Origin of the sequence: Flavobacterium anhuiense, from assembly GCF_004151235.1 — a bacterium.
In the GTDB taxonomy this organism is placed as follows: domain Bacteria; phylum Bacteroidota; class Bacteroidia; order Flavobacteriales; family Flavobacteriaceae; genus Flavobacterium; species Flavobacterium anhuiense_A.
Map to the genome: position 1 here is coordinate 105,569 of NZ_JUIV01000013.1, position 24,053 is coordinate 129,621.

Genomic DNA, 24,053 nt, shown 5'->3' on the forward strand with positions numbered 1-24,053 from the left:
TGATATTGTGAAGAAATATCTCGGAGAGATTACATATCGGTGGAAAAAGAATTACACAAGCCAATATTTTGAAAATGATATTGTGGAGAAATATCTCGTAGAGATTACATATCGGTAGAAAAAAAATTACACACACCGATATTTTGTCCCGTAAGGACTTTTTCCACAATCCCTTTAATGAGGTAAAAATTCACAAATTTTTAGCATTGCTCTCAGAACTTTTAATGGGGAAATTTCGTAACTTTAAGTGTAATTATTGGGTTACGGAATTTTTTCACTGAGTATTGCCGTTCGATTTTTCAGATTATTAGGATCTGATTTTTTATTTTCTCTTAGTCAGAACAAATTGAATGACATAATTGTTTAAATGTAGACGATTATGAAAACAACTACCTTACTATTTTTATTTTTTACCGCCTTTTCTGTCATTGCCCAAGACAAATTTTTTACTAATACAGGAACAATAAATTTTGAAGCTTCTGTTCCAATGTTTGAAGAAATTAGAGCAGTAAATAGACAAGTTGCCATACTGTTAGAACCAAAAACAAGTACTCTTATATGTACTGTTATCGTTAAAGATTTTCGCTTTAAATTGAATTTGATGCAAGAGCATTTCAATGAAAATTATATGGAAAGCAATCGCTATCCAAAAGCAGTTTTTAAAGGAAAAATAGAAAAATTTGATTTGAAAGATATTAATGAGATTGAAAAACAATATCAGATAAAAGGGAAACTGAATTTACGCGGAAAATCAAAAGAGATTATCGTAAATGCTTTGATTAAAAGAGTTCCAGAAGGAATTCGGATAGTTTCGGATTTTCCGATTGAGGTTTCCGATTTTAATATTCATATTCCAACTCCTATAGCTTCCAAAATTGCCAAAACAGCAAATACAGAACTGACTGGAATAATTCGCAGTGATGAAACAATGCTGACTTTGAAATAAGACTTACTTTATACAATTAATAAGCGTCTTTTCTAAATCAGTAAATTGAAATTCAAAACCAGTTTTCTGAATTTTCTCTGACGAAACCCGCTGTCCGGTTAATACGGCGACGCTCATTTGTCCAAGCATAATCTTTAATACAAAAGGAGGAACTTTGGGCAACCATATAGTATACTCATATAGTTTGGCAAGTGTTTTAGAAAATCGAGCATTTGTTGTATTATCTGTTATACAAGCATTGTATGCGCCTTCTAGTTTGGTGTCTTCAATGCTTTTTAAATAAATCTGACATAAATCTTCAATATGAATCCAAGGCAGATATTGCTTGCCAGAACCTAAAACAGCTCCAAAACCTGATTTAAATGTGGGAGTCATTTTTTTTAGAAAACCTTCGTTTTTACCTAAAACGATGCCAGTTCTAATTTTAACGGTTCGAATATTTAAAGAACCGATTTTATCTGCAGCATTTTCCCATTTCTGGCAGGTTATGCCTAGAAAATCATCGGCAGGTGGTGTGTTTTCAGTGCAAATTTTATGACTCGTAATAGCGCCATAAATTCCAATACCCGAAGCAGAAACAAATGCTTCCAGTTTTTTATTGTTTTTCTCTAAAACAGAATAGATCATTTCGACAGGTCTAACGCGGCTTTCAATAATGGCTCTTTTACGTCTTTTGGTCCATCTTTTTTCGACAATGCCTTCACCAGCGAGATGAATAATGTAATCAGCATTTAGAACCGCATTTTTGTCAATATAGTTTTTCTTAATATCCCATTTGTAATACGTAACTCTTGGAGTATTTTCTCTATCAGAACGGCTCAAAACAGACACAGAAAAGCCTGCTTCGATGAGAACATCTGTTAAATGTTTTCCAATGAAACCACTTCCGCCTGTTAATAGAACATTTTGAGCCATAATAGTTTATAATATATTTAACAGTCTAACTTGTTTAAGGATTAGTAAAGGTACTTAAACAATCCTTATCTTTAGGGCGAATTCTAAATTATAATGAAATGGCGACTAAAAAAAAGACAATCACAAAGGATGATATAGTCTCAAAATACATGAATGAAGTTTTAGAAAAAGGACAAAAGCCTAAATCGGTTTATCATTTTGCAAAGGAAAATGATTTTACAGAAGCTGAGTTTTATGCTTTTTTTGGAACATTAGAAGGTTTAGAAAAAGAAATATTCCGACTGTTTTTTGAAAATACAGTCAATCTTCTTCATAAGAACGAAGAATATCAAGGATATGATATGAAAAACAAAATGCTGAGTTTTTATTTTACTTTTTTCGAAATACTTACTGCCAATAGAAGCTATGTCTTGCAATCGCTTAAGATTGACAGAAATCCGCTTAAAAATTTAGTACAGCTAACCACACTTCGAAATAGTTTTAAAGAATATGTTTCTGAAATCCTGACAGACGATTACAGACTAGAACAGGAAAAGTTTCAAAAGTTTCAGGAAAAAGCCATTCAGGAATCTTCTTGGTTGCAATTAATGTTGACAATTAAATTCTGGATGGAAGATGAATCTCCTGCTTTTGAGAAAACCGATATTTTCATTGAAAAATCAGTTAATGCATCATTTGAATTAATGAATGTAGCACCAATGAATCATCTGATAGATTTCGGAAAATTTTTGTTCAAAGAAAAAGTATACAGCAGATAATGAAAACAATCGATTATATTCCGACCTCAAAAATAGAAAGAGCAGGAAAATTGGTTCAGACAGGTGCTAAAATCGGTGTAAACTATGTGAAACATTATGCCGAGAAAATAGTAAACCCAGATCTGACCCGTGATAAACTAAACGAGAATAATGCCGAAGATATTTATGACGGACTAAAAAGCTTAAAAGGAAGTGCACTAAAAGTAGCTCAAATGCTAAGCATGGACAAAAACTTTCTCCCGCAAGCTTATGTAGAAAAGTTTTCTTTATCTCAGTTTTCAGTTCCTCCGCTTTCTGCTCCGCTAGTTTTAAAAACTTTCAAAAGCAATTTTGGAAAAACGCCATATGAGATTTTTGACGAATTCAATCCAAATTCTGTAAATGCGGCAAGTATTGGTCAGGTACATTTGGCAAAGAAAGGCGATAAAAAACTGGCTGTTAAAATTCAATATCCAGGAGTTGCCAATAGTATTTCGTCAGATTTGGCTTTGGTAAAACCTATTGCGATTAGAATGTTTAATCTGCAAGGAAAAGATTCTGATAAATATTTCAAAGAAGTTGAAGACAAACTAATTGAAGAAACAAACTATTTACTGGAATTAAAACAAAGTCAAGAAGTTGTAGAGGCGTGCAGTAAAATAGAAAATATCAGTTTCCCGAATTACTATCCAGAGTTTTCGTCAGAGAAAATCATTACAATGGATTGGATGACGGGAATTCATCTTTCTGAATTTACAGCTGTAAATAAAGATCAAGAAGTGGGCGACAAATTAGGTCAAGCACTTTGGGATTTTTACATGTATCAAGTGCATGTTTTGCGAAAAGTGCATGCAGATCCGCATCCGGGAAATTTTTTGGTAGATGATAAAAACCAATTAATTGCTTTGGATTTCGGTTGTATGAAACAGATTCCAGATGATTTCTACATTCCGTATTTTGAATTAATCAATAAAAACATACTCTCAGATCCAAATCTTTTTAATCAAAAATTATTCGAATTAGAAGTTCTAAGAGCAGATGATTCAGCTTCAGAAATAGAATATTTTACCAATATGTTTTTTGATTTGCTGTCTCTGTTTACGAAACCCTTTCAGAATGATTCCTTTGATTTCTCAGACGAGAAATTTTTTAATGACATAGCAGTATTAGGAAAACGTTTTTCAACCGACACTAATCTTAGAAAGATGAACGGAAACCGTGGGTCTAAGCACTTTATTTATATGAACCGTACTTTCTTTGGCTTATATAATTTAATGTTTGATTTGAAAGCGAAGATTGTGGTTGATAATTATTTGAAATACTAGAAGTTTAGAAATTCCAATTTTTTAAATTCCAAATTCCAATTTTATATGCATAGGCCTTTGTTAAAGTTTCAAGCTTTGACAAAGGTTTTTTTAGTTTAGTTTGTCATCCTGACGAAGGAAGGATCAAATTTGCAAATCGACAAAGGTCGGCTACATTCTGTGTGGAGTTTCTAGTGTGATCCTTCCTTCGTCAGGATGACAAAAATGAGAATAAATCTGCTAGATCTGCAAAATCTGCGAGAAACAAAATTTAAGCGTCAAGAAAAAACTTGAAACTTTAAACCTGAAACAAAAAAAAACTATTTCAAAATCCCAGCCTTGTAAGTAGCAATCGCACGATCTCTTGCAAAAGCATGATCAACCATTGGTTCATTATAGCCTAAATCAAATTCAGGAATCCATTTACGGATGTATTCTCCTTTTGGGTCAAATTTCTGCTGTTGGATTTCGGGATTAAAAACTCTGAAATAAGGCGCGGCATCGCAACCTGTTCCTGCTGCCCATTGCCAGTTTCCTACGTTTGAAGCCAGTTCAAAATCTAAAAGTTTTTCGGCGAAATAAGCTTCGCCCCATCGCCAATCGATAAGCAAATGTTTGCATAAAAAACTCGCTACAACCATTCGAACGCGATTATGCATATAGCCAGTTTCGTTTAACTGACGCATTCCAGCATCGACCATCGGATATCCTGTTGTTCCAGAACACCAGCGTTTAAAGTCCTCTTCGTTATTTCGCCATTGAATGCCGTCGTAATTCGACTTGAAATTATGATTGACACAATTCGGAAAGCTAAACAAAATCTGAATAAAGAATTCTCTCCAGATTAATTCGCTTAAAAAAGTCTGATTTTTTCGGTTTGCCCAATTTACCAATTTACGAATACTCACAGTTCCGAATCGCAAATGTGGCGAAAGATAAGAAGTGCTGTCTAAAGCGGGAAAATCTCTTGTTTCTTTATACTGGGCAATTTGTGTTAAGTTGTGCGGCTTGACTTTTATATCGCTTCTTTCAAAACCAATTTCGGCTAAATCAGGAAAAGTAAATTTATTTTTCGCGAAATTGCTTTGAAACGGAACTGAGTCACATTCCGTAGCAGAGCCTAAAAAATGGTATTTCTCTAGCCATTTATTCTTATATGGAGTGTAAACCGTATATGGATTTCCATCTGCTTTTGTGATTTCTTTTTCCTCAAAAATAACATGATCTTTATAAAAGAAAGTTTCAATGTTGTTTTCTTTTAATAAAGCAGTTATCGCTGTGTCGCGTTTAACGGCAAAAGGTTCGTAATCTTTGTTAAAGAAAACCGATTGAACATCAAATTTTTCGATAAGTGATTTCCAAACGTCTTTTGTTTTTCCTTTTTTAATTAAGATTGAAGAATCAAGTTTTTTTAATTCTGAGTTTATCTTTTCAAGCGAATCATAAATGAAAGTTACTCTAGCATCATTTTTTGTAAGATGTTCTAAAATGTCATCGTCAAAAATGAATAATGGAACAACAGGAAAATCTGATTGCAAAGCATGAAATAATCCCGTGTTGTCTTCTAAACGTAAATCGCGTCTAAACCAGAATAAAGTAACTTTTTGTTTTGTCATTATTGTATGAGATTTTTAAACACATAGAAACATAGATTTTGTTTTTCTTTTAAGAGTTTAGAAAGAAACTAGTTTCTAACACATAGCTATGTGTTTAATTTTTAAGCTTTTTTAGAATTAAATAATTCTTCGATCTTATTAAATCTATAATCGAAAATACTTTTCAATTTATTTTTTACTACCAATCTATTCATGATTCTTCCCAAGATTCCGAAAGGTAGAGCATAATGAACAATATCTGTCATTTTGGTTTCGCCATCTGGCGTTGGTTCAAAGAAATGTTTATGATGCCACAATCTATAAGGACCAAATTTCTGAATGTCTACGAAATACTCGTTTTCTTGACAAGTGGTAATTTCGGTGACCCAAGACATTTTAATTCCGAAAAGAGGTTTTAAGGTGTACGTGATAATCTGTCCCTGATACATGCGTCTACCATCGTAATCTTGAATTTGGAAATTCATATTATCGAGCGTAATGGTTTGAAGGTTTTTGGGACTCGAGAAAAAATCCCAGCAATCTTCAATACTTGCATTGATATGTTGTACGGTTGCTATCTTGTATAATTTCATAATCTCAAATCTTTTTTGAAATACGTGAGCGTTAGGGATTGAATTGAAGCTCTATTTGCGGCAGGCTTTTTCTGCCTGACATAAAAAAGGGGGAACGAAAAGCCCGATCCGGCGCTGCGGAAACGCCCAAATAATTTTACATTTTATAATATTTGAATGGTACGAATAGCATTCCAAAACATTCTCCTTTTTCTTTGCCTAAATGTTTGTGGTGTATTTTATGCGCCTTTCTAAGTCCGATGAGGTATTTGTTTTTAGTGTTTTTAAACCATTTAAAACGCTGATGGATTAATACATCATGAATTAGAAAATAACAGACTCCATAAAGTGTGATTCCGCAGGCAATAAAAAACAAATAATTGAATTCGCCTTGAACACCAAAATAAAATAAGATAATACTAGGAGTAGCAAAAATGACAAAGAAAATATCGTTGCGCTCAAAAGTGTTTTCGTATTTCGGCTGATGATGATCGGCATGAAAATACCACATAAAACCGTGCATAACGTATTTATGAGTTAGCCACGTCACACATTCCATAAGGAGAAAAACGCCTAAAAAGATTAAAAAAGAAATCATTTTATAAATGTTGATGTTTTAAAATTATTGTTTTATTGTTGTTGAGTTTAGCTTTGGATTATAAAAGATTGACTCAAAAGAGTTTTTTTATTGACGATTCCCTCATTTTTGTCATTTCGACCGAAGGGAGAAATCTTCGCAAGTAGCTCCTCAACAGTATGCCAATCTTTGTGGAGTTTCTCGTGGAGATTTGCTTCGCCAGTTCGCTATCGCTCGAGTTTCCTTCGTCGAAATGACAATTTTGGGCTTAAATGTAATGCTTTACAAGATGAATTTCTATACCAACTTCAATTTATAAGTCACAAAAGACTGCGCCAAAAGTCCTGCTTTTGTATAATTGGAAACTCGAATTCTTGAATTTCCAATTTCATAGTAAGGCGTGTTTTTTAGCTTTTTCAATAATTTTTTATAATAAACATAAGCTGTGTAAACACCGAATTTGGCTTCGATAGGAAGTTTTACAATTCCTTGATAAGCAATTCTGAAATCTTCTTCGATTTCTTTAATGATTTGTGTTTTAGAGTCTTCTGTGAAATTATTCAGATTTACACCAGGAAAATAAGTTCGATTCAAGATGGTGTTGTCGTCTTTTAAATCTCTCAGGAAATTTACTTTTTGAAAAGCCGAGCCTAAACGCATAGCTTCATTTTTCAATTGTTCGTATTTGTGTTCTTTTCCAGAAACAAAAACTTTCAAGCACATCAGTCCAACGACATCTGCAGAGCCGTAAATGTAATCTATATACTCAGCTTGTGTCTGATAATTTGATTTTATCAAATCCATTTTCATACTTTTCAAAAAAGCCTGAACTAAGTCGTCTGTAATATTATATTCTTTTACAGTCTGCTGAAACGAATTTAAAATAGGATTTAAACTGATGCCTAATTGCATTGCTTTATAATATTCTTTTTCAAAATCTTCAATGAGATATTCTTTTTCATAATCATGAAAAGAATCTACAATTTCATCAGCAAAACGAACAAATCCATAAATGCTGTAAATGGCATCACGAATACTTGGTGAAAGCATTTTAACAGCAAGTGAAAATGATGTACTGTAATTTTTAGTTACGAGTTTGCTGCACTTGAAAGAAACGGCGTCAAATAGTGATTTCATTTTTTAAGATCTAAATGATTTTTGAATTAATTCAGCTGCTAGTTTTCCTGAAATTAAAGCAGGCGGAACACCTGGTCCAGGAACAGTTAACTGTCCTGTAAAATATAGATTCTTGACTTTTTTGCTTTTTAATTTTGGTCTTAGAAAAGCCGTTTGTAATAGAGTGTTAGCCATTCCGTAGGCATTCCCTTTGTAAGCGTTATAGTCGTTTACAAAGTCATTTTTGCAGAACGACTTTTTAAAGATAATGTTATTTTTAATTTTTTGTTGTGTAAGTGCTTCAAAACGAGTGATTATCTTTTCAAAATATTCTTCTCGTAAGTTTTGATTGTCTTCAATTCCGGGTGCGAGCGGAATTAAGAAAAATCCAGATTCCATTCCGTCTGGCGCTGCAGTTTTATCTGTTTTGGATGGAAAATTAGCGTAGAACAACGGTGCTTCTGGCCATTTTGGATTATCGTAAATATCTGCTGCATGCTGATTGAAATCGACATCAAAAAATAAAGCGTGATGTGAAATGTTTTCTATTTTTTTATCGAAACCAACAAAAAATAGGAGAGAAGACGGGGCAAAAACTCTATTTTCCCAATATTTTTCAGAGTACATTCTGTGTTCTTTTTCGAGTAGAGTTTCAGAATGATGATAGTCGGCACCACTTAAAACAACATCTGCTTTTATGGTTTCGCCATTAATTATAATTCCTTTTGCTGTTTTGTTTTCAACGATTATTTTTTCGATTGCCGCATTGGTTTTAATAGTAACACCAAGTTCTAACGCCAATTTTTCTATTCCTCGAATAACATCAAACATTCCAGTTTTAGGATGCCAAGTTCCTAAGCCGAAATCGGCATAATTCATAAAATTGTAAAAAGATGGTGTCTTAGTCGGTTTTGCTCCAAGAAATAAAACTGGAAACTCGAGAATCTGAATTAATCTTTCGTTCTTAAAATTTTTCCGAATATCAGTGCTTACGTTTCTAAAAAACTGATTGAGTTTTAATATAGTTTCTTTTGTAATTAATTCAAGAGGCGAAATTCCAGGGCGATAAACCAAATCTTTAATAGCAATATCATAGTTGCTTTTGGCTTGGTCGATAAAGATTTGCAGTTTTTGACCGCTTCCTTTTTCAATGGTTTCAAAAGTACATTTTATTTCCTCGAGATTGTCATAAATACTGATGAAATCGTTAATTCCAAAATACACTCGATATGCTGGACTCAATTTTATCAGCTCGTAATAATCAGAAGGTTTTTTATTGAAATCTTGAAAAAAGCGTTCGAAGACATCGGGCATCCAATACCAGCTTGGCCCCATGTCAAATGTAAAACCTTCTTCTTTGAATTGTCTAGCTCGCCCTCCAATAGTACTATTTTTTTCATAAATAGTTACTCTGTTTCCTTGCTGGGCAAGGTAACAAGCGGCTGCCAAAGAAGAGAAGCCAGAACCTATTATTTGGATAGTTTTTCTCATTTGTTTAACAAATATAAGAAAAACTTAAACAAAAATAAATTAAAGCATGTTAATAGTTTCTTCCATTGAGTCAAAAACGCGTATTCTGTCTGTAAGGACTTTTGGGTCTATATATTCAACCATTTTACCCATCAGCCAGATTTCGTTGGTTTCTTGCAATAATTTCTGTGCCATCGATTTTACGTATTGATTTATTACGCTTCGATCTGGTTGAACGGTCATGAAAGAAACAAACGTAATGTTTTCAAAATGTTTAGTTAAATCTTGCAGGTTTTCAATAGGCATGCTTTCTCCAAGATAAATGGTTTTGTAGCCTTTATCAAGAATTTCATATTGCAGATATAACAATCCAATTTGATGTATTTCGTTTAGTGGAAGCGATAAAACAAAAATTCGATCAGTTTTGGTTGGTTTTCTAATCTGTAGGCTTTCTGTGTAAATCAATATTTTCTGCTTAATTAAATGACTCATAAAATGTTCATTAGCAGGAGTAATGGTTTCAGATTGCCATAATAATCCCAGCTCTTTTAAAAGAGGTAAAAAATGTTCTTTAAAAACTTCTTTAAAGGTCTTTTCTGTAATAAGCCAATCGAATGTGTTGAAGAATAACTCTTGGTCAAAATTCATCATTGCCATTTTAAAAGAAGTAATGGCGTAGTTTTGAGAGTTTTTCTTCGAAATTATTTCGCGTACCAACTGCGGTATTTTTTCTTCAGGGTATGTTGCAATTTTAGAAATTTTATACCCGTATTCGTGCAGTAACGTAATATTTAAAAGTTTCTGTAAATTGTGAAGATTGTAAAATCTAATATTAGTATCAGTTCGCATAGGTTTAAGGATATTGTATCTCTTTTCCCAGATGCGTATAGTATGCGCTTTTATTCCAGATAAGTTCTCAAGATCTTTAATGCTGAAAACAGTTTTTATATTGTTTATCATTTTTCGCGATTAAGTCAACAAATGTAAAATAAAATCTTAGATTCGGCCTTAAAACTACATTAAAAAGATAGAGAATTAGTGGTTTACGTATTTAAAATATATTTTTTACCTAAAATCAGGTATATAATTTTTAAGAAATATATTACTTTGGCAAAAAAGAAAGGTCTGCATATTTTTAATATGCAGACCTTTTTTGAATTCATGAGTTTTTTATTTACAAAAAGTAGCTTTGTTTTTTATAGCGCTTTGGCTTCCAAGTTCAATTGCTTTGCTAAAATCTTTGCAAGAGTTTTTCTTGTCGCCAATTTTGTTGTAAGCTAAACCTCTTAAGTTGTAAGCAACGTAATCTTTTGGGTTTAAACCTAAAGAAGACGTGCAATCCTCAATAGTGCCTTGATAATTCTGTAGTTTGTAGTTGACATTGGCTCTGCCTGTAAAAGCATCCGCATTCATGCTGTCCAGTTCGATTGTTTTGCTAAAGTCGGCTTGAGCTCCTTTTAAGTCGTTTAGCTTGAATTTTGCGACACCGCGATTCTGATAAGCTTCAACGAATTTAGAATTCATGCTAATGGCTTTTGTGTAATCGGCGATTGCGCCTTTGGTGTTGCCAGCTTCAGCTTTTTTCATGGCTTTGTCGAAATAGCCCGTTGCAGATTGTGCCCAGATAGAGCAGGTCATCATTATAAATGATGCTAATAGTAGGTTTTTCATAAAACTAATTTGGGATTAGTGGTTTAATTATTTCCCAACGAATTTAAGAAAGTTTTTATTTTGTAAGAGATTTTCTTTTTAAATAATTGCTACTAAAGATGTAAATGATAAAGCAAGATTAATTTAGGTTTTTTAAAGTTGTATTTTTGAGACATGGATATTTCCTAAAAAGAAAAAAGGTCAAGTAAAATAAATTACCTGACCTTTTGTGACCCGACTGGGGCTCGAACCCAGGACCCCATCATTAAAAGTGATGTGCTCTACCGACTGAGCTATCGAGTCTTCATTTCTTCAATGAGGGTGCAAATATAAGTACTTATTTTAGCTTATTGGCTGTTTTTTGAAACGAATTTTAAATTAATTTCAATAAAATTTATAAATCCTTATTTTACAGTAAAATAGCTTTTTTAGTTTTTTAAGTGACCATGGAGGGATTTGAACCCTCACGCCCTTGCGAGCACCACCCCCTCAAGATGGCGAGTCTACCGTTTCTCCACATGGCCTAAAAAGAAAAAAGGTCGAGTAAAATAAATTACCCGACCTTTGTGACCCGACTGGGGCTCGAACCCAGGACCCCATCATTAAAAGTGATGTGCTCTACCGACTGAGCTATCGAGTCATTGCTTTCAAGAAATTTAATTTGTTAATCACAAAATTTGTGACCCGACTGGGGCTCGAACCCAGGACCCCATCATTAAAAGTGATGTGCTCTACCGACTGAGCTATCGAGTCATTTAATTTCTTGAATGCGGGTGCAAATATAAGGAGTTTTTTTTGAAGTTTCCAAGCTATTTTGTCATAAATTTGTCTTTTTTTTGGAAAAATCTCCAATTGCTTAGTTTATAAGGTTTTATTAATATGAAAAAAATTGTACTGTTAGGTTACATGGGCTGCGGAAAGTCCACAATCGCCCAAAATTTGTCAAAAATTACAAATATTCCGTTCTTAGATTTGGATAAATGCATCGAAGAAAGAGCAAAATTATCCATAAATGAGATTTTTGAGAAGCATGGGGAAGTCTATTTTCGAAAATTGGAGCACGAAATGTTTGTTGAATTGCTGCAATCTTCTGAAAATAATATTATCGGATTAGGAGGAGGAACTCCATGTTATGCCAATAATCATGAACTGTTAAAAGGAGATGACGTTGTATCTATATATTTGAAAGCATCAATTGATACCTTATATAATAGATTGGTGCATAACAAAAGCAAACGCCCTTTGATTGCTAATATGAATGAGGAGGAAATGAAAGAGTTTATCGCGAAACATTTATTCGACAGAAGTTATTATTACAATCAAGCAAAACATAAAGTTTCTGTAGATGATAAATCTGTCGAAGAAACGGTTCAGGATATTTTAGAAATCTTAGCTTAGAGAGGCATAATCGCCGTTTTCTGAATTGAAAACTACTTGAACATGCTCTAATAAAGAAGTTGAAAGTGAAATTCCTTTAAAATCTGCCTTTACAGGATATTTTTTATGGTTTCGGTCAACAAGTACTGCTGTTTTGAATTTTTTAAGCGGAACGTCTAAGAAATGACGAACAGCATAAATTAATGTGGTGCCAGAGTTTAAGACATCATCAACTAGAACAAGACCTTTGTTTTTATAATCTTCAGGGCTTAAGGAAGTTTGTATCGCTTCTTGCGGATTTTGTTTGTTTACTTTTACTTCGCAGATAGAAACCTTTAAGGTAGAAATGCTGCTAAGTGCCGAAGCGACTTTTTCGGCGAAAACAAATCCGTTAGAAGCAATCCCTGCAATAACAACTTCTTCTTCGTCAACAAAAGTCTCGTAAATTTGATAAGCGATACGTTTTATTTTATGTTCGATTTCCTGATGTGTTAGGATAATATTGCTGCTCATAGTGTTTTTTTTGCTAATATAATTAAATTAAAATCCAAGATAGAAAATCCAAATTCCAATTCTTGAGATAATTTTATTTTGTCGATTTGAAATTGGATTGTTCTTTTAGAGTTTGGGATTTAAAAATGGAGTTATTCAGTTTCATTTTCTTCTTCATCCTCATCGTAAAAATCGTCTCCGTAATCGTCAATGTCTCTTCGGTCCTTTTTAGTCGGACGTCCTGCGCCTGTTCTTCTAGAATGTTCTTTAGATAGCTTTAACATCTCTAGATGAGCAAAAGCTTCTGGCGGAGTTTCGTTTTTTTGATAAATATCTACCAACTTTGCTCCAACACGATTTTGCGGAATGTCTAAAACTGTTATTATTTGTGTAATTTGATCTTTTCTAAAGGTAATTCGATCTGTAGGAAAAACTTCTTTTGAAGGTTTTGCAATCTGCCCATTTACAGTGATCTGGTTCTTTTTGCAGGCTTCAGTAACCATGTTTCTGGTCTTGTAATAACGTACGCACCACAAGTATTTGTCTATTCTCATAATTTTTCTAAAATCCAAGTTAATTTCTTTACAAAAATAAATCAATATTGTATCTTGCGCACCTAAAAAAATGCTAATAATGAATAAATTTAAATATTATTTTGTTTTATTGCTTGCTGGTCTTGCCATCGTTTCTTGTAATAAAAAGGATGAGGATGATCCGGTGATTGTTCCTTTAAGGGATTATCAAGAACAATTTAATACTGATAATGCAGATATTGAAGAATATTTAAAGACCTACTACATCACAGTTTCTGCAGATATGGATGTCACTTTTACGAAAATAACAGACCCAGCAGCGCAACCTTCTATCATGTCATATTTGAATAGCCCAACCTTTCCAAAATTGCTTTTAAGAGAAATTCCGTATGTACATGGAATAACTTATAAAATGTATTATTTGGTTTTAAGAGAGGGTGTCGGGATTTCTCCTATGAATACCGATGGAGTTGTAACGGCGTATAAAGGGGAATATATGAAACGTGTAGATGCAACAGCTAAGGATCCTTCATATGTAACAACTACATTTTTTGAACAAGTAGTTTATCCGAAAGTAAGTCTGGATCTGTATACAACTATTATGGGTTGGAGCGAAGCTTTTCCTCAATTTAAAACAGGAACAACTACTTATAATGCTGATGGTACTGCTAATTATCAAGATTTTGGAGCTGGAGTTTTATTTATTCCTTCTGGTTTAGGATATTATGCAGGCGGATCGGGCTCAATTCCAGCCTATTCTCCATTAGTTTTTACTATCAAATTATATGATATTAGAAGAATGGATCATGAAAATAATGGATATAGCAGTGTTGGGGAAGTAATATTAAATCCTGATGGTGTTTTTGATTATCAGGAAGATATTGATGGTGATGGTTATGTGCGTGATTATAGAAATACAACTTTATATCCAAAACCTCCAGCAAACCCTGATGACAGTGATAAAGATGGAATTCCTGATTTTTTAGATCAAGATGATGATGGAGATGGTTATACAACTCGATTTGAAATTACAAAGCCTAGCGATCAGGTGGGTTGGGGAACACTAGATGGAAATGCTTTCTATTTTGGAATAAGAAACTATTATCCTTGGGATCCATTGACGGATGATGCTACTACGCCAAATGTTGATGAAACAGAGCCAAGAGGAATTCCTAGCAGGCCAAGTGGAGATCTAACTGATCCTACGAAACCTGAATCAATAACAAATCCTGCTAAATTTGTTCCAGAAGATTATACGAAACCTGGACGATTGAGAATTCATCTGGATAAAACGTATCCTTATCAGAAGAAGTAAAGTAAAATATAAAAAAATAAAATAAGATTCCTCGAAATGTAAGTTTCGAGGTTTTTTTATGAGAAAAATCTAGATGAATTTTTGATCTGTCAGTTTTTAAGAAACGGCAATGCAATAAAAAACCTCGAAATGTGAATTTCGAGGTTTTTTTATAAAGTAAGAGAGTTTAAGAATTTACTTTCTTTTGATTACTCTTTCTACAGCTTCAACAATTGCTTGATTGTTTAATTTGTATTTCTCCATTAATTGCTCTGGAGTTCCAGATTCACCAAAACTATCTTTAACAGCTACAAATTCTTGTGGAGTTGGATTGTTTAGGGCTAATACTCCAGAAACACTTTCTCCTAGACCTCCAAGGTAGTTGTGCTCTTCTGCAGTAACTACACATCTTGTCTTAGCAACCGATTTAAGAATTGCTTCTTCGTCAAGAGGTTTGATAGTGTGGATGTTGATAACTTCAGCAGAAATTCCTTTTGCTTCCAGTTTTTCAGCTGCGATAAGAGCTTCCCAAACTAAGTGTCCTGTTGCAATGATAGTAACATCTGTTCCTTCGTTTAATAAAATTGCTTTTCCAATTACGAAAGGTTCGTCAGCAGGAGTAAAGTTAGCAACTACTGGACGACCGAAACGTAAATATGCTGGTCCGTGGTGATCTGCTAATGCAATAGTTGCTGCTTTAGTCTGGTTGTAATCGCAAGTATTGATTACAGTCATTCCTGGCAGCATTTTCATTAAACCAATATCTTCTAAGATTTGGTGAGTTGCTCCGTCTTCTCCCAAAGTTAAACCAGCGTGAGAAGCACAGATTTTTACATTTTTATCTGAGTAAGCAACAGATTGACGAATTTGATCGTAAACTCTACCAGTAGAGAAGTTCGCAAAAGTTCCAGTAAATGGAATTTTTCCGCCAATTGTTAAACCTGCAGCGATACCAATCATGTTTGCTTCAGCAATTCCAATTTGGAAAAAACGCTCTGGGTGATTTTTTTTGAAATCATCAAATTTTAATGATCCGATTAAGTCAGCACATAATGCTACAACATTTTCGTTTTTTTGACCTAGTTCTGTCATTCCCGCTCCAAAACCAGAACGAGTATCTTTACTTCCTGTATTTTCGTATTTTTTCATAGCTTTAATTTGCTGTAATATTTTTGTTTTTAATGTCTAAGCTAAAATCTATTTCTTCAATTTTTAAAAGTTTTCGAAAATACATTTTCTTGCCTTTTTCAATAAAATAAGAGCTAGTTATAACTTCATTATTTTTTAATCTAAATTTTTGACACCACAAAGGAGATGCTAGGATTCTGAAATTAAAATGTTGGTTTTTTGAAATTTCAGATGGGGCAGTTTCATAAAATGATTCATTAATTAGCTCTCTTTTTCTATCGTTTTTGAATTGTTTGATATTGATGATTTTTACATTGCCTTTCAAAGAATATAAAACTTCATAGAAATGTCCATTTTTTTGCAATTTACAATAATCAGTATTGTAAGTAAAAGAAATGGAGCTGGATAATAAACTTATATCATTTATTTTGTTTTTATGAGAATCATCTTTGTATATGAAATTTTTCCCTCTCGCTAGATCAACCAATACAGCGCTTGATATAGTATCTTTAATTTTGGTTATTTTAAGGATATACGTGCTGTCTTTTGAATTAGAGTAATTGTATTCGAATTGACTATTGTCACCAATTAAATCCTTGTCGAATTTGTAAAGGGTAAAATAATCAAAATGATATTCTTGAGAAAAAACACTTTGAAACAGAATTAAAAAAAATAAAGATGCAAAATGCTTTTTCATCAATCAATTAATTTAATAGTCGATTTGGTCTACAGAAACGTTTTGAGCCAAAGCACTTGCTAATTGGTCATTGTTTGGCGCTTTACCGTGCCAAGCATGAGTATGCATCATGAAATCTACTCCGTTACCCATTTCTGTATGCAATAAAATACAAACTGGTTTTCCTTTTCCTGTTCTTGATTTAGCATCAGTCAATCCAGCGATAATTGCATCGATGTTGTTTCCTTCTTTGATCTCTAAAACATCCCAGTCAAAAGCTTCGAATTTAGCGCGAAGACTTCCCATTGGAAGAACTTCATCTGTAGTTCCGTCAATTTGTTTTCCATTAAGGTCGATAGTAGCGATAATGTTATCTACTTTTTTAGCAGAAGCATACATAATAGCTTCCCAGTTTTGGCCTTCTTGTAATTCTCCGTCTCCGTGTAAACTATATACGATATGATTGTCTTTGTTTAATTTTTTAGCTTGAGCTGCACCCAAGGCTACAGATAAACCTTGTCCTAATGAACCAGATGCAATACGAACTCCAGGTAAGCCTTCATGAGTTGTTGGATGCCCTTGTAAGCGAGAATCTAATAATCTGAATGTAGCTAATTCTGAAACTGGAAAATAACCGCTGCGTGCTAGAACGCTATAAAAGACAGGAGAGATGTGTCCGTTTGAAAGGAAAAATAAATCTTCTCCAATTCCGTTCATATCAAACCCCTCTTTGCGGTCCATAATATTTTGATATAGTGTTACCAAAAATTCAGTACAACCTAGTGATCCTCCTGGGTGTCCAGAGTTTACAGCATGTACCATTCTAAGAATATCTCTTCTTACTTGGATCGTTAAATCGCTTAATTGTTGTGTGTTAGGCTTCATTTTATATGTAAAATTTTAAACTGTAGCAAAAGTAACGGATATTTTGTGGGGAGACAAATGATTTTCTGCTTTAGTTCGTTTCAATTGTTAAATTTTTTTGCTCTTTTCTTATCAGAATTAAGGAAAATGCAAGAAATTGATAATTACATATAAACGTTTTGCCACACATTAAACAATTGTAATGATTTTTAAAAATCTATTTAAATTGTTTAATTTGTGGCAAAAATGTAGAAATTAAGAAGGTTTAATTGGTGTCGCCCTCACTGTAATAATTATTTTCTTCGTCTTCTGAACCAATGTCTTCTTGATCATCGTCTAATTCAGAACCAGGAACGTCCAAATCATTTCCGATTTTATCGCTGTTTTGTTTCCATTCGTTATTGTTTTGAATGATAGTTTTATCAGTTGAAATATTTTCGGGATCTATATCTTCTAGTTTATCTTCTTGATTATAGATATCTTCATTTGAGGGATAATTTAGATTTTCTAAATTTTTTTCTATTTCATTTTCTTTTGCTGTGTTTTTGTCTTCTGAATTTATCATAATGCAATGTATTAAAGATTAATTAAGAGGTTTGATTGTTTTATAAAGTTATAAAATTCTGATAATTTGGGATTTATATTTTTACAGATAAAAAGTTTTATCATTTACATTTTTTAAGATTTACTTAAATTCTTGCATTTAGAATCTAAAATCAGAAATTAAGAAAACATTAGCTAAATTTCTAATTGACAAATAATCTAATTAATAAAATTTCCTGAAATTAAACTATCTTTGCCGTCCCGAACAGTAGGGAGAAAAACGAATTTATGAAGTTTGATTTATTACAAAAGGATCCGCAGTCTAAAGCTAGAGCGGGAAGTATTACTACAGATCACGGAGTTATAGAAACTCCTATTTTTATGCCTGTTGGAACAGTTGCTTCTGTAAAAGGAGTGCACCAGCGTGAATTGAAAGAAGAGATTAATCCCGACATTATTCTTGGAAATACCTATCACTTATATCTGCGTCCACAGACCGAAATTTTGGAAAAAGCAGGAGGATTACACAAGTTTATGAACTGGGATCGCAATATTTTGACCGATTCTGGAGGATATCAAGTGTATTCGCTTTCGTCAAATAGAAAAATTAAAGAAGAAGGAGTAAAGTTCAAATCGCATATTGATGGTTCTTACCACTTTTTTACGCCAGAGAATGTAATGGAAATTCAGCGTACAATTGGTGCTGATATTATTATGGCTTTTGATGAATGTACGCCTTATCCTTGCGATTACAGATATGCGCAACGTTCAATGCACATGACACATCGCTGGTTGGACCGTTGTATTAATCATTTGGATAAAGTGCCTTATAAATATGGCTATGAACAAACATTTTTCCCGATTGTTCAAGGAAGTACTTATAAAGATCTTCGTCGTCAGTCGGCTGAATATATTGCTAATGCAGGACAGCAAGGAAATGCAATTGGCGGACTTTCTGTAGGTGAACCTGCTGAAGAAATGTATGCCATGACAGAAGTTGTTTGCGAAATTCTTCCGGAAGATAAACCTCGTTATTTAATGGGCGTTGGAACTCCAATTAATATTTTAGAAAATATTGCATTAGGAATTGACATGTTCGACTGCGTTATGCCAACTCGTAATGCAAGAAACGGTATGTTGTTTACAGCAAATGGAACAATCAATATCAAAAATAAAAAATGGGAAGCTGACTTTTCTCCAATCGACGAAATGGGACACACTTTTGTAGATACAGAATATACGAAAGCATATTTACGCCACTTATTTGCAGCCAATGAATATTTAGGAAAGCAAATTGCTACGATTCATAATCTTGGCTTCTATATGTGGTTGGTTCGTGAGGCTAGAAAACATATCTTAGCAGGCGATTTTAGACCATGGAAAGAAATGATGGTTAAAAATATGAGCCAAAGACTTTAAAATATATTGATTTGTTTAATCGTTTATTCGGTTAAACGATTAAACAAATAATCGATTAAATTCTACTATGTTAACAATAATAGATAAATACATCTTAAAGAGATATCTGGGGACTTTCTCAGTCATGTTGCTTTTATTTGCGCCAATCGGAATTGTGATTGACGTTTCTGAAAAGGTAAATAAAATGCTTGAAAATAAGATTCCGTTTGGAGATATTGCTTTCTATTATTACAATTTTACGATTTACTTTATTAATTCGCTGTTTCCGATATTTTTGTTTTTATCGGTAATCTGGTTCACATCAAAATTGGCTAATAATACAGAGATTATTGCGATTTTGAGTTCTGGAATTTCATTTACGCGTTTCTTGCGTCCTTATATTATAGGTGCAACAATTGTTTCGATTTTTGTGTTGCTTATGGGATTTTTTATTGTTCCTGCAGCCAGTGAAGGCTACAATAATTTTAGGTATACTTATTTGAAAGGAAACGGAAAAGAGCTCATGCGTGGTGAGAATACCAATGTTTTCAGACAAATCAATGATCATGATTTTATATTTGTAAATAGCTTTAATGAAGAATCAAAAACAGCTTTCAATTTTTCTTTAGAACATTTCGAAAAAGAAAAATTGACTTATAAAATTACTGCAAGCCGTATTAAATGGGATCCAAAGAAGAAGATTTATGTTTTATACGATTATACAAAAAGAACTATAGGCGAGCTAAATGACGTGCTTGAGAAAGCTCCTGAAAAAAATGTAGCTTTTAAATTTGAATTGGCCGATTTGACCCCCGTAGTTTACATCGCAGAAACCCTTACTCTTGGTAAACTAATTGATTTTATTGAAAAAGAAAGAAAAAGAGGTTCAGGAAACATAAATACCTATTTGGTTGTTCTTTATAAAAAATATAGTATTCCGGTTTCGGCATTTATTTTAACGATTATTGCGGTTTCGGTTTCTTCTATGAAACGCCGTGGTGGAATGGGAATGAACCTTGCTATTGGAATCGCAATCGCATTTTCATTTGTATTCTTTGACAAAATCTTTGGTACACTTGCCGAAAAATCTACATTCTCACCTTTATTAGCTGTTTGGTTTCCGAATATTGTCTTTGGAATTTTAGCGGTTTACCTATTACGTAATGCGAAACGATAATTTAAAAAGCTATCTAAATCTTCACTTAATTGTTTTTATTTGGGGTTTTACGGCCATTTTGGGTGCTTTAATTACAATTGATGCCGAAAATCTGGTTTGGTACAGAATGCTGATTGCATTGATTTTTCTAGGCGGATTTATTGCTTTTAAAAAACAATCTTTTCAGGTTCCGATAAAAGAATTCTTTAAATTGATTTTTGTCGGATTATTAATTGCGCTTCATTGGATTTTCTTTTTTAAGGCAATTCACGTTTCCAACGTTTCCATTACGCTTTCCATATTTTCATTAGGAGCATTTTTTGCCTCTTTGTTAGAACCATTATTTTACGGAAGAAAAGTGCTTTGGTATGAAGTTCTTTTCGGACTTGTAATAATTGCTGGGTTAGGACTCATTCTTCAAGTTGAAATAAAATACCTTGAAGGTGTTTATTATGCATTAGCTGCAATTATTTTAGGAGTTTTATTTACTTTAATGAATGGGAAATTAATTTCAGATCATGAACCTTCTGTAATTACTTTTTATGAGTTTGGTGCAGGAGTTTTTTTTATTACGATTTATTTTTTGTTTCAAGGAAAATTTACAGCAGATTTCTTCGAGATGTCTTTAAATAACTGGATTTTATTATTGATTTTGGCTTCAATCTGCACGGCTTATGCATTTACTGCTTCGGTAAAAGTAATGCAAAGATTGACACCTTATACTGTAATGTTAACCACTAATTTAGAGCCAGTTTACGGGATAGTTTTGGCTTATTTTATCTTGGGTGGAAAAGAAAAAATGAGCATTGAGTTTTACATCGGAGCGGTAATAATTATTATAACAGTTATTCTAAACGGTGTTTTCAAACATTATCAGAACAAGAAAGAAAACTTGCAATAGTTTTCTTATTATTAAAATGCATTTTTATACTTTAAATAACAATTAACTTCGCCAATGATATAATATTTTTATATTTGCGGTTCGATTTACAAACAAAATTCAAAAATCCATGGAATATTTAGATTTTGAGCTTCCAATTAAAGAACTTGAAGAACAGTTAGAAAAGTGTGTTATTATTGGAAAAGAATCTGACGTTGACGTAACACCAACGTGCAAGGAAATCAACAAGAAATTAGAGCAAACGAAGAAAGATATATACAAAAACCTTACGGCTTGGCAGAGGGTACAATTGTCAAGACACCCAAATAGACCTTATACTTTAGACTATATCAAAGCAATATGCGGAGATACTTTCTTAGAACTTCATGGAGACAGAGGTTTTAAAGATGATAAGGCAATGGTTGGTGGTCTTGGTAAAATAAACGGACAATCGTTTATGATTATCGGTCAGCAAAAAGGTTTTAATACAAAAACGCGTCAATACCGTAATTTTGGTATGGCTAATCCAGAAGGATACCGTAAGGCTTTACGTTTGATGAAAATGGCAGAGAAATTCGGAATTCCAGTTTTAACTTTAGTAGATACTCCAGGTGCATATCCAGGATTGGAAGCTGAGGAAAGAGGGCAAGGAGAAGCTATTGCTAGAAATATCTTCGAAATGGTTCGTCTGCAAGTGCCAATCATTACCATTATTGTAGGTGAAGGTGCTTCTGGTGGAGCTTTAGGAATTGGTGTTGGAGACCGCGTTTATATGTTAGAAAATACTTGGTACTCTGTAATCTCTCCAGAATCTTGCTCTTCTATTTTATGGAAAAGCTGGGAGTACAAAGAGCGTGCAGCTGAAGCTTTAAAATTGACTTCTTCTGACATGAAAAAACAAAAACTTGTTGATGATGTGATTCCAGAACCACTAGGAGGAGCGCATTATGACAGAGAAACTACTTTTAAAACAGTAGCAGAATATATTACAAAAGGATATAACGAATTGAAAGACTTATCAACAGCCGATTTAATTGCCCAGAGAATGGACAAATACAGCAATATGGGCGAGTTTAAAGAGTAAATTCATAAAATAGAATGAAAAATCCGAAGCCCTGCGGTTTCGGATTTTTTTTTGGTTATCAACACAAAAAAATATTTATAAACAATAGAATAGTTATAACTCGCTAGCATATTTTTTTTAAATTTTGCTACTTTCGCTATATGGAAAATTTCAAAAATGTAAACCCTGTCAAGGTCGACAAAACTACTATTATCAATCTAGAAAAAGGTAAGCTTCCTCCACAAGTAATTGACTTGGAAGAGGCTGTACTTGGTGCGATGATGATTGACAAAAAAGGGGTAGATGATGTAATTGATATTTTACAGCCAGACGCTTTTTACAAAGACGCACACAAACATATTTTTGAAGCAATTTTACAGCTTTTTACAGAAACTCAGCCTATCGATTTGCTGACCGTTTCGACACAGTTAAAGAAAAATGGAAAGTTAGATTTGGCTGGAGGAGATTTTTATCTGATCCAGCTTACGCAAAAAATTGCTTCGTCTGCTCACATCGAATTTCACTCGCGTATTATTCTTCAAAAATTTATTCAAAGAAGTTTGATTAGAATTTCTTCTGAAATTATTGAAGAATCTTATGACGAAACTACAGACGTTTTCGATTTGCTGGATAAAGCAGAGTCAAAATTATATGAGGTAACTCAGGGAAATATTAAACGTAGTTCTGAAACGGCTCAGAGTTTGGTTTTGCAAGCGAAGAAACGTATTGAAGAAATTGCTGGTAAAGAAGGTTTGAGTGGTGTTGCAACAGGATTTGAGAAACTAGATGAAGTAACTTCTGGATGGCAGCCTTCGGATTTGATTATTATTGCGGCTCGTCCTGGTATGGGTAAAACGGCTTTTGTCCTTTCAATGGCGAGAAATGTAAGTATTCAGTTCGGACATGCAGTTGCAATTTTCTCTCTGGAGATGGCATCTGTTCAGTTGATTACGAGGCTTATTTCTTCTGAAACTGGACTTTCCTCAGAAAAACTAAGAACAGGTAAATTAGAAAAGCACGAATGGGAACAGTTGAGCACTAAAGTAAAAGATTTAGAAAAAGCTCCTTTGTTTATTGACGATACACCATCGCTTTCGATATTCGATTTACGTGCGAAATGCCGTCGTTTGGCTTCGCAGCACGGAATTAAGTTAATTATTATTGACTACTTGCAGCTGATGACTGCGGGAGGAAGCGGAAAAGGTGGAGGAAACCGTGAGCAGGAGATTTCGACAATCTCTCGAAACTTAAAGGCTTTGGCAAAAGAGTTGAACGTTCCGGTAATTGCACTTTCTCAATTATCGCGTGCCGTAGAAACCCGTGGATCTAGTAAGCGACCTTTACTTTCGGATCTTCGTGAATCTGGAGCGATTGAGCAGGATGCCGATATCGTATCGTTTATTTATCGTCCTGAATATTATAAAATTGAAGAGTGGGACGATGATGAGGCATCTTCTACGCAAGGTCAAGCGGAGTTTATTATAGCCAAGCACCGTAATGGTGGTTTGGAGAATATTCGTCTGAAATTCTTAGGACATTTAGGTAAGTTCGACAACTTAGAAGAATTTACAGGAGGCTATGATGATTTGCCATCTAAAATGAATCATGATGACAATCCTTTCCTAACGAAAAATTTGCCGTCTGCAAATGAAGCCTTCGGAAGTAATTTAAATGACGACGATGACGACAGTGATGTTCCCTTCTAATAAAAAAATCAAAAAGCCTTATTTTTAAGGCTTTTTTTTATGTTTTTATGTTAATTTTCTA

General features: G+C 33.5%; 24 protein-coding genes and 4 tRNA genes. 10 read left to right on the plus strand and 18 right to left on the minus strand.

Annotated features, from left to right (window positions below; translation table 11 throughout):
• The first annotated feature begins 379 nt into the window (after nucleotides 1–379).
• Nucleotides 380–946: a YceI family protein gene (locus NU08_RS15785; protein WP_129748086.1), complete on the plus strand. Its 567-nt coding sequence runs from the start codon at nucleotides 380–382 to the stop codon at nucleotides 944–946.
• Nucleotides 947–949: 3 nt separating this feature from the next.
• Here the strand turns inward: NU08_RS15785 and NU08_RS15790 are convergent, their stop codons facing one another.
• A complete protein-coding gene (locus tag NU08_RS15790; RefSeq protein ID WP_129748087.1) occupies nucleotides 950–1,861 on the minus strand; it encodes a TIGR01777 family oxidoreductase in 912 nt (303 codons plus the stop codon).
• Between the two features lie 98 nt (nucleotides 1,862–1,959).
• Between NU08_RS15790 and NU08_RS15795 the strand changes: the two genes are divergently transcribed.
• Nucleotides 1,960–2,619, plus strand: a complete 660-nt coding sequence (locus NU08_RS15795) for a TetR family transcriptional regulator C-terminal domain-containing protein (RefSeq protein ID WP_111363805.1) — start codon at nucleotides 1,960–1,962, stop codon at nucleotides 2,617–2,619.
• On the plus strand, nucleotides 2,619–3,923 hold the full coding sequence (locus tag NU08_RS15800; RefSeq protein WP_129748088.1) for an ABC1 kinase family protein: 1,305 nt from the start codon (nucleotides 2,619–2,621) through the stop codon (nucleotides 3,921–3,923). The genes NU08_RS15795 and NU08_RS15800 overlap by 1 nt, the downstream gene beginning before the upstream one ends.
• A gap of 299 nt (nucleotides 3,924–4,222) precedes the next feature.
• Here NU08_RS15800 and NU08_RS15805 read toward each other — a convergent pair whose 3' ends face one another.
• The 11 genes from NU08_RS15805 to NU08_RS15855 all read right to left on the minus strand — a co-directional run bounded on the left by NU08_RS15805 (nucleotide 4,223) and on the right by NU08_RS15855 (nucleotide 11,635).
• Entirely contained in the window at nucleotides 4,223–5,518 is a 1,296-nt protein-coding gene (locus NU08_RS15805) for a cryptochrome/photolyase family protein (protein WP_129748089.1), read from the minus strand.
• Nucleotides 5,519–5,619: 101 nt separating this feature from the next.
• On the minus strand, nucleotides 5,620–6,090 hold the full coding sequence (locus NU08_RS15810) for an SRPBCC family protein (RefSeq protein WP_129748090.1): 471 nt from the start codon (nucleotides 6,088–6,090) through the stop codon (nucleotides 5,620–5,622).
• Between the two features lie 136 nt (nucleotides 6,091–6,226).
• Nucleotides 6,227–6,667 (minus strand): sterol desaturase family protein, encoded by a 441-nt coding sequence (locus NU08_RS15815; protein ID WP_129748091.1) that lies wholly within the window; start codon nucleotides 6,665–6,667, stop codon nucleotides 6,227–6,229.
• Between the two features lie 276 nt (nucleotides 6,668–6,943).
• Nucleotides 6,944–7,783 carry a phytoene/squalene synthase family protein gene (locus tag NU08_RS15820; RefSeq protein ID WP_008464902.1) on the minus strand — a complete coding sequence of 280 codons (840 nt, stop codon included), beginning with the start codon at nucleotides 7,781–7,783 and terminating at the stop codon, nucleotides 6,944–6,946.
• A 3-nt stretch (nucleotides 7,784–7,786) separates the two neighbouring features.
• On the minus strand, nucleotides 7,787–9,253 hold the full coding sequence (locus tag NU08_RS15825) for a phytoene desaturase family protein (protein WP_129748092.1): 1,467 nt from the start codon (nucleotides 9,251–9,253) through the stop codon (nucleotides 7,787–7,789).
• 39 nt (nucleotides 9,254–9,292) lie between these two features.
• On the minus strand, nucleotides 9,293–10,192 hold the full coding sequence (locus NU08_RS15830) for a MerR family transcriptional regulator (protein ID WP_129748093.1): 900 nt from the start codon (nucleotides 10,190–10,192) through the stop codon (nucleotides 9,293–9,295).
• Between the two features lie 210 nt (nucleotides 10,193–10,402).
• A complete protein-coding gene (locus NU08_RS15835) occupies nucleotides 10,403–10,903 on the minus strand; it encodes a tetratricopeptide repeat protein (protein ID WP_242502569.1) in 501 nt (166 codons plus the stop codon).
• 209 nt (nucleotides 10,904–11,112) lie between these two features.
• A tRNA-Lys gene (locus NU08_RS15840) sits at nucleotides 11,113–11,185 on the minus strand.
• 138 nt (nucleotides 11,186–11,323) lie between these two features.
• A tRNA-Leu gene (locus NU08_RS15845) sits at nucleotides 11,324–11,406 on the minus strand.
• A gap of 43 nt (nucleotides 11,407–11,449) precedes the next feature.
• Nucleotides 11,450–11,522: transfer RNA gene (locus tag NU08_RS15850), tRNA-Lys, on the minus strand.
• A gap of 40 nt (nucleotides 11,523–11,562) precedes the next feature.
• Nucleotides 11,563–11,635 (minus strand) — tRNA-Lys (locus NU08_RS15855).
• 126 nt (nucleotides 11,636–11,761) lie between these two features.
• On the opposite strand from NU08_RS15855, the gene NU08_RS15860 reads away from it, so the two are divergent.
• Nucleotides 11,762–12,280 carry a shikimate kinase gene (locus tag NU08_RS15860; protein ID WP_129748094.1) on the plus strand — a complete coding sequence of 173 codons (519 nt, stop codon included), beginning with the start codon at nucleotides 11,762–11,764 and terminating at the stop codon, nucleotides 12,278–12,280.
• Here the strand turns inward: NU08_RS15860 and NU08_RS15865 are convergent.
• Nucleotides 12,272–12,772, minus strand: a complete 501-nt coding sequence (locus NU08_RS15865; protein WP_129748095.1) for a phosphoribosyltransferase domain-containing protein — start codon at nucleotides 12,770–12,772, stop codon at nucleotides 12,272–12,274. The genes NU08_RS15860 and NU08_RS15865 overlap by 9 nt on opposite strands.
• 131 nt (nucleotides 12,773–12,903) lie before the next feature.
• Nucleotides 12,904–13,305 (minus strand): RNA-binding S4 domain-containing protein, encoded by a 402-nt coding sequence (locus NU08_RS15870; RefSeq protein ID WP_129748096.1) that lies wholly within the window; start codon nucleotides 13,303–13,305, stop codon nucleotides 12,904–12,906.
• A gap of 79 nt (nucleotides 13,306–13,384) precedes the next feature.
• On the opposite strand from NU08_RS15870, the gene NU08_RS15875 reads away from it, so the two are divergent.
• On the plus strand, nucleotides 13,385–14,599 hold the full coding sequence (locus tag NU08_RS15875) for an FKBP-type peptidyl-prolyl cis-trans isomerase (RefSeq protein WP_129748097.1): 1,215 nt from the start codon (nucleotides 13,385–13,387) through the stop codon (nucleotides 14,597–14,599).
• 174 nt (nucleotides 14,600–14,773) lie between these two features.
• Here NU08_RS15875 and NU08_RS15880 read toward each other — a convergent pair whose 3' ends face one another.
• The 4 genes from NU08_RS15880 to NU08_RS15895 form a co-directional block, all read right to left on the minus strand.
• The gene (locus NU08_RS15880) at nucleotides 14,774–15,727 is read right to left on the minus strand and encodes a transketolase family protein (protein WP_111380241.1); all 954 of its coding nucleotides are present in this window, start codon (nucleotides 15,725–15,727) and stop codon (nucleotides 14,774–14,776) included.
• Nucleotides 15,728–15,731: 4 nt separating this feature from the next.
• Complete coding sequence (locus tag NU08_RS15885; RefSeq protein WP_129748098.1) at nucleotides 15,732–16,193, minus strand: hypothetical protein; 462 nt, start codon at nucleotides 16,191–16,193, stop codon at nucleotides 15,732–15,734.
• Nucleotides 16,194–16,415: 222 nt separating this feature from the next.
• The gene (locus tag NU08_RS15890; protein ID WP_129748099.1) at nucleotides 16,416–17,267 is read right to left on the minus strand and encodes a transketolase; all 852 of its coding nucleotides are present in this window, start codon (nucleotides 17,265–17,267) and stop codon (nucleotides 16,416–16,418) included.
• A gap of 244 nt (nucleotides 17,268–17,511) precedes the next feature.
• Nucleotides 17,512–17,811, minus strand: coding sequence for a hypothetical protein (locus tag NU08_RS15895; RefSeq protein WP_129748100.1), 300 nt, complete (start codon nucleotides 17,809–17,811; stop codon nucleotides 17,512–17,514).
• A 266-nt stretch (nucleotides 17,812–18,077) separates the two neighbouring features.
• Here NU08_RS15895 and tgt point away from each other — a divergent pair, with 266 nt between their 5' ends.
• The 5 genes from tgt to dnaB all read left to right on the plus strand — a co-directional run bounded on the left by tgt (nucleotide 18,078) and on the right by dnaB (nucleotide 23,992).
• Nucleotides 18,078–19,208, plus strand: a complete 1,131-nt coding sequence (gene tgt, locus NU08_RS15900; protein ID WP_129748101.1) for a tRNA guanosine(34) transglycosylase Tgt — start codon at nucleotides 18,078–18,080, stop codon at nucleotides 19,206–19,208.
• Nucleotides 19,209–19,275: 67 nt separating this feature from the next.
• Nucleotides 19,276–20,364, plus strand: coding sequence for an LptF/LptG family permease (locus NU08_RS15905; protein ID WP_129748102.1), 1,089 nt, complete (start codon nucleotides 19,276–19,278; stop codon nucleotides 20,362–20,364).
• Entirely contained in the window at nucleotides 20,351–21,244 is an 894-nt protein-coding gene (locus tag NU08_RS15910; RefSeq protein WP_129748103.1) for a DMT family transporter, read from the plus strand. Before NU08_RS15905 ends, NU08_RS15910 begins: the two co-directional genes overlap by 14 nt.
• 109 nt (nucleotides 21,245–21,353) lie before the next feature.
• Nucleotides 21,354–22,307: an acetyl-CoA carboxylase carboxyltransferase subunit alpha gene (locus NU08_RS15915; protein ID WP_008464922.1), complete on the plus strand. Its 954-nt coding sequence runs from the start codon at nucleotides 21,354–21,356 to the stop codon at nucleotides 22,305–22,307.
• 140 nt (nucleotides 22,308–22,447) lie between these two features.
• Nucleotides 22,448–23,992: a replicative DNA helicase gene (gene dnaB, locus NU08_RS15920; protein WP_129748104.1), complete on the plus strand. Its 1,545-nt coding sequence runs from the start codon at nucleotides 22,448–22,450 to the stop codon at nucleotides 23,990–23,992.
• Nucleotides 23,993–24,053 lie beyond the last annotated feature (61 nt).